22 protein-coding genes are annotated in these 15,813 nt (G+C 44.1%); 21 read left to right on the forward strand and 1 reads right to left on the reverse strand.

Annotation, left to right across the window (positions count from 1 at the left end):
* The first annotated feature begins 80 nt into the window (after positions 1 to 80).
* Positions 81 to 962, forward strand: coding sequence for a patatin-like phospholipase family protein (locus tag ACSQ2E_RS08700; RefSeq protein WP_435990168.1), 882 nt, complete (start codon positions 81 to 83; stop codon positions 960 to 962).
* A gap of 16 nt (positions 963 to 978) precedes the next feature.
* Here the strand turns inward: ACSQ2E_RS08700 and ACSQ2E_RS08705 are convergent, their stop codons facing one another.
* On the reverse strand, positions 979 to 1,341 hold the full coding sequence (locus ACSQ2E_RS08705) for an SA1362 family protein (RefSeq protein ID WP_435990169.1): 363 nt from the start codon (positions 1,339 to 1,341) through the stop codon (positions 979 to 981).
* 308 nt (positions 1,342 to 1,649) lie between these two features.
* Between ACSQ2E_RS08705 and ACSQ2E_RS08710 the strand changes: the two genes are divergently transcribed.
* From ACSQ2E_RS08710 to xseB, 20 genes are all read left to right on the forward strand, one after another.
* On the forward strand, positions 1,650 to 2,219 hold the full coding sequence (locus ACSQ2E_RS08710; protein WP_435990170.1) for a YqhR family membrane protein: 570 nt from the start codon (positions 1,650 to 1,652) through the stop codon (positions 2,217 to 2,219).
* Positions 2,220 to 2,317: 98 nt separating this feature from the next.
* The gene (gene aroQ / locus ACSQ2E_RS08715) at positions 2,318 to 2,776 is read left to right on the forward strand and encodes a type II 3-dehydroquinate dehydratase (protein WP_435990171.1); all 459 of its coding nucleotides are present in this window, start codon (positions 2,318 to 2,320) and stop codon (positions 2,774 to 2,776) included.
* A complete protein-coding gene (locus ACSQ2E_RS08720; RefSeq protein WP_435990172.1) occupies positions 2,766 to 3,830 on the forward strand; it encodes a M24 family metallopeptidase in 1,065 nt (354 codons plus the stop codon). The genes aroQ and ACSQ2E_RS08720 overlap by 11 nt, the downstream gene beginning before the upstream one ends.
* A 38-nt stretch (positions 3,831 to 3,868) precedes the next feature.
* Complete coding sequence (gene efp, locus ACSQ2E_RS08725; RefSeq protein ID WP_435990173.1) at positions 3,869 to 4,426, forward strand: elongation factor P; 558 nt, start codon at positions 3,869 to 3,871, stop codon at positions 4,424 to 4,426.
* A gap of 210 nt (positions 4,427 to 4,636) precedes the next feature.
* Positions 4,637 to 5,560, forward strand: a complete 924-nt coding sequence (gene spoIIIAA, locus ACSQ2E_RS08730) for a stage III sporulation protein AA (RefSeq protein WP_435990174.1) — start codon at positions 4,637 to 4,639, stop codon at positions 5,558 to 5,560.
* A complete protein-coding gene (gene spoIIIAB / locus ACSQ2E_RS08735) occupies positions 5,561 to 6,076 on the forward strand; it encodes a stage III sporulation protein SpoIIIAB (RefSeq protein ID WP_435990175.1) in 516 nt (171 codons plus the stop codon).
* A gap of 50 nt (positions 6,077 to 6,126) precedes the next feature.
* The gene (spoIIIAC, locus tag ACSQ2E_RS08740; RefSeq protein ID WP_034758004.1) at positions 6,127 to 6,333 is read left to right on the forward strand and encodes a stage III sporulation protein AC; all 207 of its coding nucleotides are present in this window, start codon (positions 6,127 to 6,129) and stop codon (positions 6,331 to 6,333) included.
* 13 nt (positions 6,334 to 6,346) lie between these two features.
* Positions 6,347 to 6,739, forward strand: a complete 393-nt coding sequence (spoIIIAD, locus tag ACSQ2E_RS08745) for a stage III sporulation protein AD (RefSeq protein ID WP_094075148.1) — start codon at positions 6,347 to 6,349, stop codon at positions 6,737 to 6,739.
* Between the two features lie 24 nt (positions 6,740 to 6,763).
* Complete coding sequence (spoIIIAE, locus tag ACSQ2E_RS08750) at positions 6,764 to 7,963, forward strand: stage III sporulation protein AE (protein WP_435990176.1); 1,200 nt, start codon at positions 6,764 to 6,766, stop codon at positions 7,961 to 7,963.
* Between the two features lie 12 nt (positions 7,964 to 7,975).
* A complete protein-coding gene (gene spoIIIAF, locus ACSQ2E_RS08755; protein WP_435990177.1) occupies positions 7,976 to 8,605 on the forward strand; it encodes a stage III sporulation protein AF in 630 nt (209 codons plus the stop codon).
* The gene (spoIIIAG, locus tag ACSQ2E_RS08760; protein WP_435990178.1) at positions 8,595 to 9,248 is read left to right on the forward strand and encodes a stage III sporulation protein AG; all 654 of its coding nucleotides are present in this window, start codon (positions 8,595 to 8,597) and stop codon (positions 9,246 to 9,248) included. Before spoIIIAF ends, spoIIIAG begins: the two co-directional genes overlap by 11 nt.
* Before the next feature lie 14 nt (positions 9,249 to 9,262).
* Positions 9,263 to 9,817 carry a SpoIIIAH-like family protein gene (locus tag ACSQ2E_RS08765; protein ID WP_435990179.1) on the forward strand — a complete coding sequence of 185 codons (555 nt, stop codon included), beginning with the start codon at positions 9,263 to 9,265 and terminating at the stop codon, positions 9,815 to 9,817.
* Positions 9,818 to 10,088: 271 nt separating this feature from the next.
* Positions 10,089 to 10,592 (forward strand): acetyl-CoA carboxylase biotin carboxyl carrier protein, encoded by a 504-nt coding sequence (gene accB / locus ACSQ2E_RS08770; RefSeq protein WP_435990180.1) that lies wholly within the window; start codon positions 10,089 to 10,091, stop codon positions 10,590 to 10,592.
* A 15-nt stretch (positions 10,593 to 10,607) separates the two neighbouring features.
* The gene (gene accC, locus ACSQ2E_RS08775; RefSeq protein WP_435990181.1) at positions 10,608 to 11,960 is read left to right on the forward strand and encodes an acetyl-CoA carboxylase biotin carboxylase subunit; all 1,353 of its coding nucleotides are present in this window, start codon (positions 10,608 to 10,610) and stop codon (positions 11,958 to 11,960) included.
* A 23-nt stretch (positions 11,961 to 11,983) separates the two neighbouring features.
* The gene (locus ACSQ2E_RS08780) at positions 11,984 to 12,394 is read left to right on the forward strand and encodes an Asp23/Gls24 family envelope stress response protein (RefSeq protein ID WP_435990182.1); all 411 of its coding nucleotides are present in this window, start codon (positions 11,984 to 11,986) and stop codon (positions 12,392 to 12,394) included.
* Between the two features lie 38 nt (positions 12,395 to 12,432).
* Positions 12,433 to 12,612: a hypothetical protein gene (locus ACSQ2E_RS08785; RefSeq protein ID WP_435990183.1), complete on the forward strand. Its 180-nt coding sequence runs from the start codon at positions 12,433 to 12,435 to the stop codon at positions 12,610 to 12,612.
* A gap of 225 nt (positions 12,613 to 12,837) precedes the next feature.
* Positions 12,838 to 13,224 (forward strand): transcription antitermination factor NusB, encoded by a 387-nt coding sequence (gene nusB, locus ACSQ2E_RS08790; RefSeq protein WP_435990184.1) that lies wholly within the window; start codon positions 12,838 to 12,840, stop codon positions 13,222 to 13,224.
* A gap of 20 nt (positions 13,225 to 13,244) precedes the next feature.
* The gene (gene folD, locus ACSQ2E_RS08795) at positions 13,245 to 14,111 is read left to right on the forward strand and encodes a bifunctional methylenetetrahydrofolate dehydrogenase/methenyltetrahydrofolate cyclohydrolase FolD (protein ID WP_435990185.1); all 867 of its coding nucleotides are present in this window, start codon (positions 13,245 to 13,247) and stop codon (positions 14,109 to 14,111) included.
* A 113-nt stretch (positions 14,112 to 14,224) separates the two neighbouring features.
* Positions 14,225 to 15,592: an exodeoxyribonuclease VII large subunit gene (gene xseA, locus ACSQ2E_RS08800; RefSeq protein WP_435990186.1), complete on the forward strand. Its 1,368-nt coding sequence runs from the start codon at positions 14,225 to 14,227 to the stop codon at positions 15,590 to 15,592.
* Entirely contained in the window at positions 15,579 to 15,812 is a 234-nt protein-coding gene (xseB, locus tag ACSQ2E_RS08805; RefSeq protein WP_435990187.1) for an exodeoxyribonuclease VII small subunit, read from the forward strand. Before xseA ends, xseB begins: the two co-directional genes overlap by 14 nt.
* Position 15,813: the final 1 nt, after the last annotated feature.

A 15,813-nucleotide genomic window follows, 5' to 3' on the forward strand; every position in this document is an offset into this window, starting at 1 on the left:
GTTCCCCTCCTGTTTTTTTTAGTCTAAAATCCTTCCAGGTGAATTAAAGATGTAGTAATACACTAAAAGGAGGGGAGCACTTGGACATAGATGGCGTATTTTCCGGTGGAGGTATAAAGGGGCTCGCCATGATAGGAGCATACCAGGCGGTTGAAGAGAAAGGATACACATTCAAGAGGCTGGCAGGAACCAGTGCAGGGGCTGTGATTGCTGCATTTATTGCTGCAGGATACTCAAGCCGTGAATTACTCAAAATCATGGACGATGTTGACTTGAAGAATCTGTTGGATTCAAACGCGGTCATTTCCCTGCCGATCCTTAAGTGGTTTCGGGTTTACTATCGTTTGGGATTATATAAAGGAGTGGCGCTTGAAAGCTGGGTGGAAGAAAAGCTAAAAGCAAGGGGTATTTATACGTTTGCCGATCTGCCCCCCGGGTCCCTCCGTGTCATTGCATCGGATTTATCAAACGGAAGAATGCTTGTCCTCCCCGATGACCTTGAGAAGTACGGAATACCGAAAGAAACCTTTCCTGTTGCCCGGGCGATACGGATGAGTGCGAGCCTTCCTTATTTCTTTGAACCTGTGAAATTACGTTCACTGGAAGGGACCAGTTTTATGGTGGACGGGGGAGTGCTCAGTAATTTCCCCATGTGGCTCTTTGACAGGGAAAACGTGAAGAAAATAAGGCCGGTACTCGGAGTGAAGCTTAGTCACGATTTGATAAGTAAGCCGAAAAAACCGATCAAAAATGCCATTGATTTATATGGAGCCCTCTTTACGACCATGAAAGACGCTCATGATTCAAGATATATTTCCAGAAAACTTGAAAAGAACATTATCTTTATTCCGACAGAAGGCGTCCTCACCACCGAATTCGAATTGACTCCTGAGCGGAAGATTGAACTCGTTCAATACGGGAAATCAAAGGCTGCAGCCTTTTTGCAAACATGGCCCCATTAATAAAACAATCGAGCTCCTAAAACGAAGCTCGATTGTTTTTTTTATTCTTTTTTCCTTCAATTACGGTTAGTTTGGCATTGGATTTTTTTCGTATCGAACGTTTTTTCGAAACACTGGATACTTGAGGCTTACTTGTAGACTTCTTCTTATGTCGCTTCTTTGATTGCTTGGCTGCTTTAACAAACGCTCTCTGTTCATTGCTATTTCCAGTCCGTCTTCCACTGAACCATTTTTTGTAAATGAAATAGATGATCCCGATGACGGCTGCTGTAATCAGCAATTGTCTTGCAAGACCTAAAGGATTTCCGAACAGGGAAGTTCCGAGCCCGATCATAGCCAACAATATGAGTGTGAAAACAAAGATATTACGAGCGTTCAACAAAGCCACCTCCTTACATCACTATCCATCTTAGATATTATCTATACTATTATTCTAGACCATTTCGGTCTTCTTTAACCGTATAAATTGTTTTTTTATTAGGGAATGAATGTGACAAACCCACTTCTTTTTTCTGAAACTTTAAAAGATATTATCTATTTTACTAAATATTGAAGAAAATCACTAGAGGGAGCGTTTCCTGAATGTTATTTCTCAACGTTCCTTGTCCCCGATCAATGAAATAAAAATAAACAATTCCATGCAAATGTTTCATACTATGGGACATACTACGAATGGAGGTGTTACAGATGGCAGAACAGAAAGGGCAACATGAGAAGGTCCAGGACGGGACGGAAGAGAGTAAAGAAAATCCACGGTTGGAGCAGAATCAAAGTGAAAAACCGCTTTCCTTCACGGCGATGGTGGTCGTGACGGGCTTTACTGCCGGGATGTTGTGGAGCGCGATTGCATACATTTGCCATTTCTTTTCCTTTACAAAAATCGAACCTAATATCATATTTGAACCTTGGGCAGTCGGGAACTGGGTGGACAAATGGATCGGAGTCGTTCTATCCATCGTAGCTTACGGTGTCATATCGATTGGTGTGGCTCTCATTTATTATGGCCTGTTACGAAAATTCAAGTCCATGTGGGTTGGTGCAGCGTATGGAATCGCTCTGTACCTGGCATTTTTTCTTTTGCTGAATCCACTTTTTCCAAGCATAAAATCCTTTACAGCCATTGATTATCACACATTGATTACGACGTTTTGTTTGTATATTCTTTACGGTGTTTTTATAGGTTACTCGATTTCATATGAAGAAAATGAATTAAGGCATCAGGATGAAAAGGAAAAATCAGGGGAAGTTTCTCATTAATTAAGAAATGCTATTTATCAGACAATTAAGTAGGTATAGGTAAAAGGTTTATGTTAGAATGTTCATGATGAACATTCTATTTTTTTAGGAGTTTACATATGGTGAAAATCTTACTGTTAAATGGCCCCAATTTAAACCGATTAGGGAAACGGGAGCCTTCTATTTACGGTCATGTCACATTGGCTCAACTGGAAGCAACCTTGAAAAGTAAGGCAGAAGATGAAGGTGTTGAATTGTTTGCCGCTCAATCGAATCATGAAGGGGAATTGATTGACGTCATCCACCAGTCTGAAGATGAAGGATATGGGGGGATCATCCTGAACCCCGGTGCATTCACGCATTACAGCTATGCGTTAAGAGATGCAGTGGCGTCTGTATCCGTCCCGGTTGTGGAAGTGCATATATCAAATATTCATGCACGGGAAGAGTTCAGGCATCAGTCTGTCGTGGCTGCTGAGACGATTGGGCAGGTCGTCGGATTCGGCCTGTTTGGTTACGAGTTGGCCCTCAAAGCGATTATAAAGAACATTAAGGGAGTGGAACACGATGAAACTTGAACGATTACGTGAAACCTTTACAAAGAATGAACTTGACGGTATTTTATTGACGAGTACGTATAATCGCCGTTACATGACGAACTTTACGGGTTCTTCAGGAGTGGTGTTGATTTCAAAGGAGAAGGCATTATTCATCACCGATTTCAGATACATAGAACAAGCAACGGAACAGGCGGCTGATTATGAAATCGTGCAGCATACCGGTCCGATTCATGAAGAATTGGCAAAACAGGTGAAGAACCTTGGTATTACGAAGCTTGGTTTCGAAAAGAACGACATGACGTACAGTGCATTCGAAAGTTACCGTGATGCAGTGAAGGCGGACATGGTGCCGGTATCCGGTTTAGTGGAAAAGTTACGCTTGATTAAGACACCTGAAGAGCTTAATATAATTAAGGATGCGGCGGATATCGCCGATGCAGCATTTAAGCATATATTAGATTTCATCAAACCGGGTGTGACAGAGTTAGAGGTTTCAAATGAATTAGAATTCTTCATGAGAAAGGCAGGAGCCACTTCATCCTCTTTTGATATCATCGTTGCCTCAGGTAATCGTTCTGCACTTCCTCACGGGGTGGCCAGTGATAAAGTCATTGAAAAAGGTGATTTTGTAACCTTGGATTATGGTGCATACTATAAAGGATACTGCTCCGACATGACACGTACTTTATCTGTTGGGGAACCAACCGAGAAATTGAAAGAGATCTATGATGTCGTCCTTCAATCACAGCTTCTTGCCATGGAAAAAATCAAACCGGGCATGACTGGAAAAGAAGCGGATGCAATCGCTCGTGATTACATAACAGAAAAGGGTTATGGAGAGTATTTCGGACATTCACTGGGGCACGGGATTGGTCTTGAAGTCCATGAAGGACCAGGATTGTCCTCACGATCTGACGTGGTACTTGAGCCCGGGATGATCGTAACGGTCGAACCAGGTGTCTATGTACCCGGAGTTGGCGGCGTACGTATCGAAGATGATACACTCATAACGGAAGATTCCAATGAAACACTGACACACTCAACAAAAGATCTAATCATTCTACCATTTTAGTCCTTAAAAAGGCCTACTAGACAATAGGAGGAATACACATGATTTCAGTAAATGATTTTCGCACAGGTTTAACCGTCGAAGTCGACAACGGAATTTGGCGGGTAATCGATTTCCAACACGTTAAACCGGGAAAGGGAGCCGCGTTCGTCCGCTCTAAACTTCGTAACCTGCGCACAGGTGCCATCCAGGAAAAAACGTTCCGTGCCGGTGAAAAAGTAGGGAAAGCGCAAATCGACAACCGTAAAATGCAGTACCTGTATGCAAATGGTGACATGCATGTATTCATGGACAACGAAAGCTACGATCAAATCGAGCTTCCTGCTTCTACCATCGAATATGAATTGAAATATTTGAAAGAAAACATGGAAGTATCCATCATGATGTACGGAGCCGAAACGCTTGGTGTCGAGCTTCCAAACTCTGTTGAATTAAAAGTGACGGAAACAGAGCCGGGAATCAAAGGCGACACGGCTTCCGGTGGATCCAAGCCTGCTACTGTTGAAACAGGTTTAGTGGTGAACGTTCCATTCTTCGTGAACGAAGGGGACACATTAATCATTAATACAACGGACGGATCTTATGTATCACGTGGATAAAGAATAAATATGAAAAGCCTGAACGGGATACATCCCGTTCAGGCTTTTTTTGTCTCTCCGCTTCCATCCACTACCCCCAATGACCACCTCAAATCTTCCAACTCTATTGTCATAATCTTCATTCGCTAGAATACATTGTATTATCGGGAAGCATGTACAAAGGGTCCATGCCCGTCAACCCGAAGTGGAACAAGATTAGGAGGTCTCCATATGCATGAAGTTCTAGCCTTTCTACCCAGCACTATAACTGCCAAAGTCCTGTCCCTTCCACAAGATCTGATTGACCGGATAGAAGAAATCAGGGTTCGTACCAGCCGTGTATTAGAGGTAACGGCACGGGGGAAGCCATATTTTCTTTCCTATACGGTGACAAAAGAAGATAGTGAACAGCTCATTAACAAATTATCCCGCCATTCATTTTATACATTGGAAGAAGAGTTGAAGCGTGGCTATATCACGATTGAAGGCGGGCATCGGGTGGGGCTTGCCGGGAAGGTGATACTTGAAGGAGGAGTTGTGAAGGGAATCCGGAATCTATCTTCTTTTAACATCCGGATTGCCAGGGAAAAGATTGGCATAGCTCAATCCTTATTTCCATATGTGTATCGTGATGGCTGGAAACACACGATGCTGATCGGTTCTCCTCAGACGGGCAAAACGACTCTACTACGGGATCTGGCCAGGATGATTTCGACAGGCGTCCCTGAAAGAAATATCCCCCCGTTCAAAGTGGGGATCGTCGATGAACGATCAGAGATTGCCGGCTGCGTGAAAGGCATCCCTCAGCTGATGTTCGGTCCGAGAGTGGACGTGCTGGATGCCTGTCCAAAGGCTGAAGGCATGATGATGTTGATCCGTTCCATGAGTCCGGATGTCCTGGTCGTGGATGAAATCGGACGAGTGGAAGACGGTCAAGCGATTCAGGAAGCCGTGAATGCCGGTATAACCCTTGTCATGACGACGCATGGGTCTTCTTTAAGTGAAGTAAGAAAGAGACCTGTGATCAAGGATATTGTGAATCTGCAGACGATTGAACGATTCGTGGAACTGAGGAGGGGGGATGAACCGGGTAAGGTCCATGAGGTGTGGGACGAACACGGTCAATCTCTTCTGAAAAAAGTGAGTGTGACATAAATGATAAAACTTATTGGTGCTGTATTTATTCTCCTTTCCACTTCCTGGGCGGGGTTCGAAGCTTCGAAATATTTGACGGAAAGACCCAGGCAGCTTCGGCTGTTGAAGGTGGCCCTTCAGTCATTGGAAGCTGAAATCACCTACAGTCATACCCCATTGCATGAAGCGACCAGGAAGATTTCAAAACAACTGCAAAAGCCTGTTTCCTGGTTTTTTGAAACTTTCTCGAAGAAATTGACAGAGCAGGAGATCTCAGTGAAGAAAGCATGGGAAGAAAGCCTGAATGATATCTGGAAATTAACGGCTTTTAAAGCGGGTGAGTATGAAATCCTGAAGCAATTCGGAGAGAACCTTGGCAGACATGACATGATGACTCAGCAAAAACATATCCAGCTTGCACTCAAACATCTGGATAGGGAAGAAACGGAAGCCGTTGAAAAGCAGAAGAAATATGAAAAGATGACGAAAAGTTTAGGATTTCTATCAGGACTTTTGTTGATCATCCTACTACTCTGACTTGCGGACCGCATACGGGATGAGGCTTAGAAACCAGGAGGGAAACAAATATGGGAATTGACGTGGATATAATTTTCAAGATTGCCGGAGTAGGGATTGTCGTCGCCTTTTTGCATACGATTTTAGATCAGGTAGGGAAGAAGGAATATGCCCAGTGGGTGACGTTATTCGGATTCATTTACATCTTGTTCATGGTGGCTTCGATTGTCGATGATTTGTTCCAGAAGATAAAATCGGTCTTCTTATATCAAGGATGAGGGGGCGTCCGCGATTGAAATCATCCAGATTGTAGGTATTGCACTGGTAGCGACTTTTCTTGCTTTGATCGTGAAAGAACAAAAACCGAATTTTGCTTTCCTGCTCATTGTGTTTACAGGTTGTACGATTTTTTTATTTCTGATTGATCAAATTTATTCCATCATTCATATGATCGAGAAATTGGCTGCAAACGCAAATGTGAACATGGTATATGTGGAAACTATTCTTAAAATCATCGGCATCGCTTACATAGCGGAATTCGCTTCACACATTACGAAAGATGCCGGTCAGGGGGCACTGGCAGCGAAAGTGGAGCTTGCCGGAAAGATATTAATATTGGCAATGGCTGTTCCCATCCTGACAGTCATCATCGAAACGATCATCAATATGATTCCGACTGGATAAGTGAAACGTTAAGAGGTGAAATAAATGGTGCAATTATATCGGATACTCATCACAGCACTCGTTATCTTTGTCCTCGCAGCTTCAAGTGGACAAGCAGAAGAAGGAGATGAACAGAATCCTCCCGACACAAAGATTCAGCAGGAAATGATCGATGCGCAACTGGACCGGTTAGGGGTTGAAGAATTGACGGGATATTGGAATAGTATCGTGGATCAATACGGCGGCTATCTTCCAGAAAGTCAAAAAGGCAGTTTGATCGATTTCATGAAAGGCGAGAAAGAGTTCTCATTTAAAGCATGGTTCAGCGGAATCTTCAAATTTGCCTTTCAGGAGCTTGTGATGAATGGCAAGTTATTGGGTACCCTGATTATGCTCACAATCTTCAGCATGTTTCTCCAGTCCCTGCAGAATGCTTTCGAAGGAGGAAGCGTCAGCAAGGTGGCATACAGCATCATATTCATGGTGTTGATCATCATAGCCCTCAATAGTTTTCATGTGGCCATCGACTACACCCGGGATGCCATCTCCACCATGGTTCATTTCATCATCGCCCTTATCCCGCTGCTACTCGCCCTCATTGCCGCTTCAGGAGGCGTGGTTTCGGCAGCTTTCTTTCATCCCGTCATTATCTTCCTGATGAATACAAGCGGCTTACTCATTCAAAATGTCGTGCTGCCCCTCTTATTTCTTTCCGCACTTCTGAGCATTGTAAGCACCCTTTCCAGTCATTACAAAGTGACTCAGTTGGCTCAGCTATTGAGAACTTGGAGCATCGGTCTGTTAGGGGCGTTCATGACGGTCTTTCTTGGGGTGATATCCGTACAGGGTGCAACAGCTGCCGTGACGGACGGCATAACGATCCGCACAGCGAAATTTGTGACAGGCAACTTTGTTCCGGTCATCGGCAGGATGTTCACGGACGCAACGGATACCGTGATCAGCGCATCGGTTCTGTTGAAAAATACGGTGGGGATAGCAGGTGTCGCCATCGTATTGATCATTGCTGCCTTTCCCGCCATCAAGATCTTGATGATTGCATTCATATACAAACTCGCAGCCGCTCTCCTTCAACCTCTAGGGGGAGGACCGGTGATTGACTGCCTGGATACGATCGCAAAGAGTGTGATTTATGTTTTTGCAGCCCTGGCCATCGTGTCCTTTATGTTTTTCTTAAGTCTTACCGTCATCATTGCAGCGGGAAATATAACGATGATGATGAGATAAGGGGGTCCCGTCATGTCATTTCTAACCGATTGGATTACAAATATCATTATCTTTGTTCTCTTAGCCACCGTTATTGACATGCTGCTTCCAAGCTCCAACATGCAGAAATATGCCAAAATCGTGACCGGCTTATTATTGATTACCATCATCCTTACACCGCTCTTCAAATTGATGTCTACTGATTTTGATGAAGTGATGAGTTCCATCAATTTAAATGGTCCCATTCAGAATAAATCGATGGAAAATGAAATAGAAATGAAGAAAAAAGAAATACAAGCCTCACAACGTGCATATATTTTAGAACAGATGGCTGTCCAAATGAAACAACAAGCAGAAAAGGAGATGATGGATGAGCACGGCAAAGTCATTGAGAAGGTGACCATACAAGCTGATGACGTAGAGAATCTTCCCGACAGTATTACAGAAGTGGCAGTGATTGTGAAAGAAAAGGAAAGTGAAAAAGACAGCACCATTGAAACAGTCCAAAACGTGGAGATCGATACGGGATCTGAAGCGAGAAAGAAAACATCCGGCGAAGATACGTCCCAACTGGCCTCCTTACTAGCCGAACAATGGAATCTAACACAAGACAAAATAATCATTACAGTTGAAGGGGGGACTGGGGAATCGAATGAACTTTAATAAAGGTCCGCTGAATATGTTGAAGGAATGGTTATCAAAGGAAGACGCGAACTCTCCGCCCAGAGGGGGAAAAGGAACAAGGCTGCATTACTTTATCATTGTGCTTCTCGTTGGAGTGGCCTTCATGCTGATCAGCAATCTGTGGAGCGGTGATCAAGGGCTCGAAGTTGCGAAGAAAGTGGATGGAGGTACCCCTGAAGAGGTGGCGGCATTCGGATCCGGTCAAAAGGAGTCGGATGGTTCCATGAGGGATTACGAAGATCGATACGAAAATCAGTTGAAAGAAGCCCTTGATCAAATTGTAGGGGTTAGCGATGTATATGTAGTGGTCAATGTGGAGGCAACGGAATCAAAAGTGTATGAGAAGAATGAATCGACAACAACACAATCCACTGATGAAGAAGATAAAGAAGGCGGAAAGCGGTCGATAGAAGATAAATCCCGTGAAGAAGAAATCGTCATTGTGAACAACGGTGAGAAAGAAGTTCCCATTGTGAAAGAAACAAAAAAACCTAAAGTCACCGGTGTCCTTGTAGTAGCAAAGGGAGCCGATAACATACAAATCAAAAAATGGATTATAGAGGCCGTCACCCGTGCCCTTGACGTTCCAAGTCACCGGGTATCGGTCCTGCCCAAACAATAAGGGGGAAATGATAGATGTTACTGAAAAAACAAACGGTTTGGTTATTAACGATGTTGAGTCTTGTGATTGTCCTTTCGGTGTATTACATTACGTCACCAACACAACAAGCGACGGATATGGCTTATCAGGAAAAGGACGGGAAAGAGCAGGCAAAAGACGGTGATAAAGAGACGATGTCAGGCAATGACATGGAAGTCGTCACGGATGCAGCTGGAAATGAAATGTTCGAAGCATTGCGTATTGAAGTAACAGACCAGCGAGATCAGCTTCGTGAAGAGCTGGAAGCGAAGGTGGCAAACGCGGATGTATCAGCAGAAGAAAAGAGTGCAGCCTATGAGCAAATGGAAAACCTTCGTGAGTTGGCCATGACGGAATCGGTTCTTGAAACGATGATTAAAACAATGGGTTACGAGGATGCCCTTGTCAGAGCGAACGGAGAGAACATCCGGATCACAGTGAAATCAGACAAAGAGCACTCCAAAGCGGATGCCAATGAAATTATCCGCCTGGTCATGAGTGAAGTGGGACAAATGAAGCCGGTTGCAGTGGAATTCCAGCCAGCAAACTAAATGATCAATGACCTGATGCCGCCTAAAGCAGACCCTTTAGGCGGCATATTTATGTTCAGGCCGGCAAATACCCCCTTATGGTCATTTTTAACGGATAAATGAAAAATCCTTTTCTATTATTTTATTTTTTTGCGAAAAAGGTCTAGAATAGAGGTAGAGTTGTATGCGCTTAACAGGATGGTAGGAATCGCATATTGAATTTATACGTGGTATTATCGTATGATGTTAGTAGCTAGTCATAATTTTATAAACTATAAGAGGGGTGTCAACAGTGTTGAAAATTCAAGAAATTCGCGAAATAATCAAACTCGTAGATCAATCAAGTGTTGAAGAGTTTACATACGAGCATGATGGATCAAAGATCAATTTAAAGAAAAATAATGGCGTGACCGTATCAGCCCAGCCACAAGTGATACAGGCAGTGGAAGAAGTGAAACCTGCTGCACAAGCCGTTCAACAAGCTCCTGTACAGGAAGCAGCCGCTCCTGCACAGCCAGAAAAAGAAGCTCCACAAGCTAGTGCAGAGGATGCAAACCTACATAAAATCACGTCTCCGATGGTCGGGACGTTCTATGAATCTTCTTCACCTGAATCAGGTCCATATGTAAAAGTCGGGGATAAAGTCGATGAAAGCTCAGTGGTGTGCATCGTGGAAGCGATGAAACTATTTAATGAAATCGAAGCTGAAGCAAAAGGCGAAATCGTAGAAATTTTAGTAAAAGACGGTCAATTAGTGGAATATGGTCAGCCGTTATTCTTGGTTAAACCTGAATAAGGAGCGAAAATAGATATGATAAAAAAGGTATTAATAGCCAATCGAGGAGAAATTGCTGTACGTATCATTCGTGCATGCCGAGATTTAGGCATTGAAAGTGTAGCCGTTTATTCTGAAGCAGATAAAGAGGCACTCCATGTTCAACTAGCGGATGAAGCTTATTGCATCGGACCAACTGCATCGAAAGACAGCTACCTGAATTTCACAAACATCATTAGCGTGGCTAAACTGACAGATTGTGATGCCATCCACCCGGGTTACGGATTTCTAGCAGAGAACTCTGATTTTGCAGAGTTGTGCCGTGATTGCAACATCATCTTCATCGGTCCTTCACCTGAAGCCATCTCCAAGATGGGGACGAAAGACGTGGCCCGTGAAACGATGAGGGAAGCAGGCGTTCCGATTGTACCTGGTTCAAAAGGCATTGTGAAGGATGCAGATGATGCGGTTCAGCTTGCAGAATCCATGGGTTACCCGGTCATCATCAAAGCCACTGCCGGTGGTGGAGGAAAAGGGATCCGGGTCGCGAAAAGTCGGGAAGAGCTTATCAAAGGGGTGACGATCACCCAGCAGGAAGCCATGACCGCATTCGGAAACCCGGGTGTATATATCGAGAAGTTCATCGAGGACTTCAGGCACGTGGAAATTCAAGTGCTCGCTGATAACTTCGGAAACGTGATCCACCTTGGAGAACGGGACTGTACGATTCAACGCCGCCTTCAGAAACTGATTGAAGAAACCCCGTCACCTGCTTTAACAGAAGAGAATCGTGTTAAAATGGGGGAAGCGGCAGTAAAAGCAGCCAAAGCGGTTGATTATACAGGTGCCGGCACGGTAGAATTTATATATGACTACGTGAATCAATCATTCTACTTTATGGAAATGAATACGCGTATCCAGGTGGAACATCCTGTAACCGAACAAGTAACAGGAGTCGATTTGATTAAGGAACAGATTCTCGTTGCATCAGGACAAAAGCTTTCCCTGACACAAGAAGAAGTGACGTTTACCGGCTGGGCCATTGAATGTCGTATTAATGCGGAGAATCCAGAGAAGAATTTCATGCCTTCAGCAGGCCGGATCGAAATGTATCTTCCACCGGGCGGCATTGGCGTAAGAGTCGACTCAGCCGCATATCCTGGTTATACGATCCCTCCATATTACGATAGCATGATTGCCAAAGTGATTACCTATGGCGCAACACGTGAAGAAGCTATTTCAAGGATGAAACGGGCTCTAAGTGAATTTGTGGTTGAAGGAATACACACAACCATCCCGTTCCATCTGAGACTATTAGAACATGAAACCTTTGTAGGTGGGGAATTCAATACGAAATTCTTAGAAAAATATGAAGTAATGAAATCCTAGTGTGAATTCAGGAGGTGCCTTACATGGCGGAAAATCAAAACCTTTTACAAATGTCTCACGGTAAAGACGGTCTTGGGAAAATTGAAATCGCACCTGAAGTGATTGAAGTAATCGCAGGAATCGCCGCGTCAGAAGTCGAAGGCGTATCTCAAATGCGCGGAAACTTCGCAACAGGTGTCGTCGAGCGACTCGGAAAGAAAAACCACGGTAAAGGCGTCAAGGTGGAACTGGCCGAAGAAGGAATCATCGTGGATGTATACTGCCTCATGAAATTCGGTGTAGCCATCCCGACGGTCGCTCAAAAAATCCAGGACAATATTCGTCAAGCCCTGCATAACATGACTGCTCTCGAAGCAGACGAAGTGAATGTTCATATCGTAGGCGTCCAATTTGAAAATCAAAAGTTTGAAGCTGAAATTGAAGACGAAATGTAATGGGGAAGAACGGTCCTTTTAGGGGGCCGTTCTTTTTTGTGTCTGGAGGTGCACCTGGAATTCAAGTGAGGATGGGGTTTTATGGGAAATGGCTGGATTATTCAGTAGATTGGCTGGATTTTTTCCTGAAATGGCTGGATTTCTATTGGTTTCCGCTGGATTTTTCATCAAAACGGCTGGAATTGCTGGGATTTCGGCTGGATTCTTTATATGTATAACGCTGTCCAGCTCCGGCGGGTAGTCCCTCGAGGTCATTTCTGAAAAATCCCCAAAGGCAAAAAGCGCCTTCAGGGATTTCCCGGAAATGCTTGTCGGGCCTGTCCAACCCGCCTCCGCTTTTCTTTTCAGAATATTGATTTTTTTAGATAGGCGTGCGTTATGCCCTTGGTTTGTGCTATTATCAAAGGTATGAAAATTGATGGAGTTAAAGGAGTAAATATAAGATGAAGAGAAGAGTTGCCCGTGAAAAGGCTTTACAGGCGTTATTTCAAATAGATATGAGTGGGATTGAGCCGGAGGTTGCGTTAAGGAACGTGCTGGAGGAAGAGGAGAAGATGGATGCCTATCTTGAGCAGGTTGTTCTCGGCTTCATCGAGAATCAGGAACGGATTGATGGACATATTCGTGAAAACCTGGAGAAATGGTCTTTTGACCGTCTGGCAAAAGTCGATCGTAATATTCTACGTTTAGGCGTGTACGAGCTTCTGTTTGTAGAAGATGTTCCAAATAAAGTGGTCATTAATGAAGCAGTTGAAATTGCAAAGATCTTTGGTGATGATCAATCCAGTAAGTTTATCAATGGTGTCCTTTCAAAGGTAAGTCAATCTTAACAATGTAAGGGGGCGAGTGAATGTCAGCTTCTATAATTGATGGCAAGCTCATTGCAGATCATTATCGGCAGCAATTAAAGAGTCAGATTGAACAGCTGAAGGAGCAGGAAGTCATACCTGGCCTGGCTGTCATCCTGGTGGGTGATAACCATGCCTCCCATTCTTATGTGAAAATGAAGCGGAAGGCATGCAGTAATCTTGGGATCCATTCAGAGCTTTATTTATATGAATCCACTCTTACACAAGAAGAGTTGCTTGGGAAAATCAGAGAATTGAATGAACAGGATCATATTCATGGAATTCTCGTGCAACTTCCACTGCCGGAACATATCAACCCGATTACCGTGATTGAAACGATTTCTCCATCGAAGGATGTGGACGGCTTTCACCCAGTTTCCATTGGGAAAATGGTGACGAATCAAGATACATTCTATTCATGCACACCACTTGGAATCATGAAAATGCTTGAATATGAAAACATTTCGGTGGAAGGAAAACACGTCGTCATAATAGGTCGAAGTAACATTGTCGGAAAGCCGGCAGGTCACTTATTCCTGAATCGGAATGCCACCGTGACGTTCTGCCATTCGAAAACGGACAATATGTCTTCCTTCACACAGCAGGCGGATATTATCGTTTCTGCCGTAGGCAAAGCGGATCTGATCGGGGCGGAGGACATCAAACCCGGGGCTGTAGTCATAGATGTAGGCATGAATCGCAATGAAGATGGCAAGCTGTGCGGAGACGTGAATTTTGCGGAAGTAAAGGAAAAGGCAGGTAAGATCACACCTGTTCCCGGTGGAGTTGGCCCGATGACGATCACCATGCTTCTCTATAACACCGTGAAATCTGCAGAATGGGCTTTCCGGAATCGCCAAAACGGTTAAAAAATAGTACAATATACGTAACATAAAAGGAAAGGGACGGCTAATCGCTGGTCCCTTTCCGTATTCCTGCACTTAAAATTCATTCAGTGCAAGGGACAAAGGAGTCAGTGAGCATGGAACTTGATCAATCACGTTATTTAACGGTACAAGCTCTGACAAAATACATAAAGCGTAAATTCGACAGGGACCCACATCTATCCAACTTGTTTGTACGAGGTGAAATTTCCAACTTCAAAAGGCACTCAAGCGGACATATGTACTTTACTCTGAAAGATGAAAAGGCCAGGATATTGTCTGTGATGTTTTCAAGTCATAATCAATCACTGAAATTCAGGCCCGAAAATGGAATGAATGTATTGATCCGCGGAGATATTTCCGTGTATGAGTCAGGCGGACAGTATCAGATTTATGTGAAAGAAATGCAGCCCGATGGAATCGGTGAGCTTTATTTAGCGTATGAACAACTGAAGGAAAAGCTCGAGAAAGCTGGTTTCTTTGAACAGGACCGCAAACGGATGATCCCTAAGTTTCCGAAGCGGATTGCCGTTGTCACCTCCCCGACGGGTGCTGCGATCCGTGACATCATCACAACGATCAAACGGCGGTATCCGATCGGAGAAATCCTCGTATATCCTGCTCTGGTCCAGGGCGATCAAGCGGCAGGCTCGATTGCCGGCGCGATGAGGAAAGTGAATGAGCACGGTGATATCGACGTGTTGATCATAGGCCGGGGTGGCGGTTCGATTGAAGAGCTGTGGGCATTTAACGAAGAAGTCGTGGCAAAAGCCATCGCCGAGTCAAAGGTTCCCGTCATCTCTGCAGTGGGACATGAAACAGACTTTACGATTGCCGATTTTGTGGCGGATCTCAGGGCACCTACGCCGACGGCTGCCGGGGAATTAGCTGTTCCACACATTGAAGATCTATTGGAAAGAATCATGAACCGGAAACTAAGGCTGATTAAATCGTTTAAAACAAAGCTGCAAAGTGAAAGAAGCCGCTTAAATGGATTAACGAAATCATATGCTTTGAGGAATCCAAGAAATCTCTATCAGCAGAAGATCGAGACCGTCGACCGGCTGACGGATCAGCTGCAAAGAAATATCAGCATACATGTGAAACAAAACCGGGATCGATTATCCGGGCTTCATTCAAGGCTCGAACGTGTTCACCCATCCCAAATCATCAAGGTGCAGCATGAACGGGTTTTATTTATGCAAGCAGTGCTTGAAAAGCAGTTTAAACAAGTGTTGAAAGAAAAGAATCACCGTTTCACTTCAGCACTGTCCACCTTACATGCCCTCAGTCCATTGAAAATCATGGACAGGGGATACAGCCTTGTTTACCGGGATGAAGACAAATTGATTAAATCATCTCAGCAAGTAAAAGCAGGCGACCGCCTCGAGATTAATGTCAGAGATGGAAAAATATATTGTGAAGTTGAATCCGTTGAGGAGAGTGAGCGAAATGGCAAAGTCTAAAGAAGAACTATCATTTGAAACAGCTATGGATCAGTTGGAAGAAATCGTGGAGAAATTAGAAGAAGGGGAAGTTCCCCTCGAGAAGGCGCTGGAATTTTATCAAAAAGGGATGGACCTTTCGAAATACTGTCATGATACATTGCAAAAAGCAGAAAATCAATTAACCAAAATGATGACGGATGAAGGGGAAAAAACCTTTGATCTCGATGAGGAGGAATAAT

The organism is Rossellomorea sp. LjRoot5, assembly GCF_964253455.1.
Taxonomy (GTDB): domain Bacteria; phylum Bacillota; class Bacilli; order Bacillales; family Bacillaceae_B; genus Rossellomorea.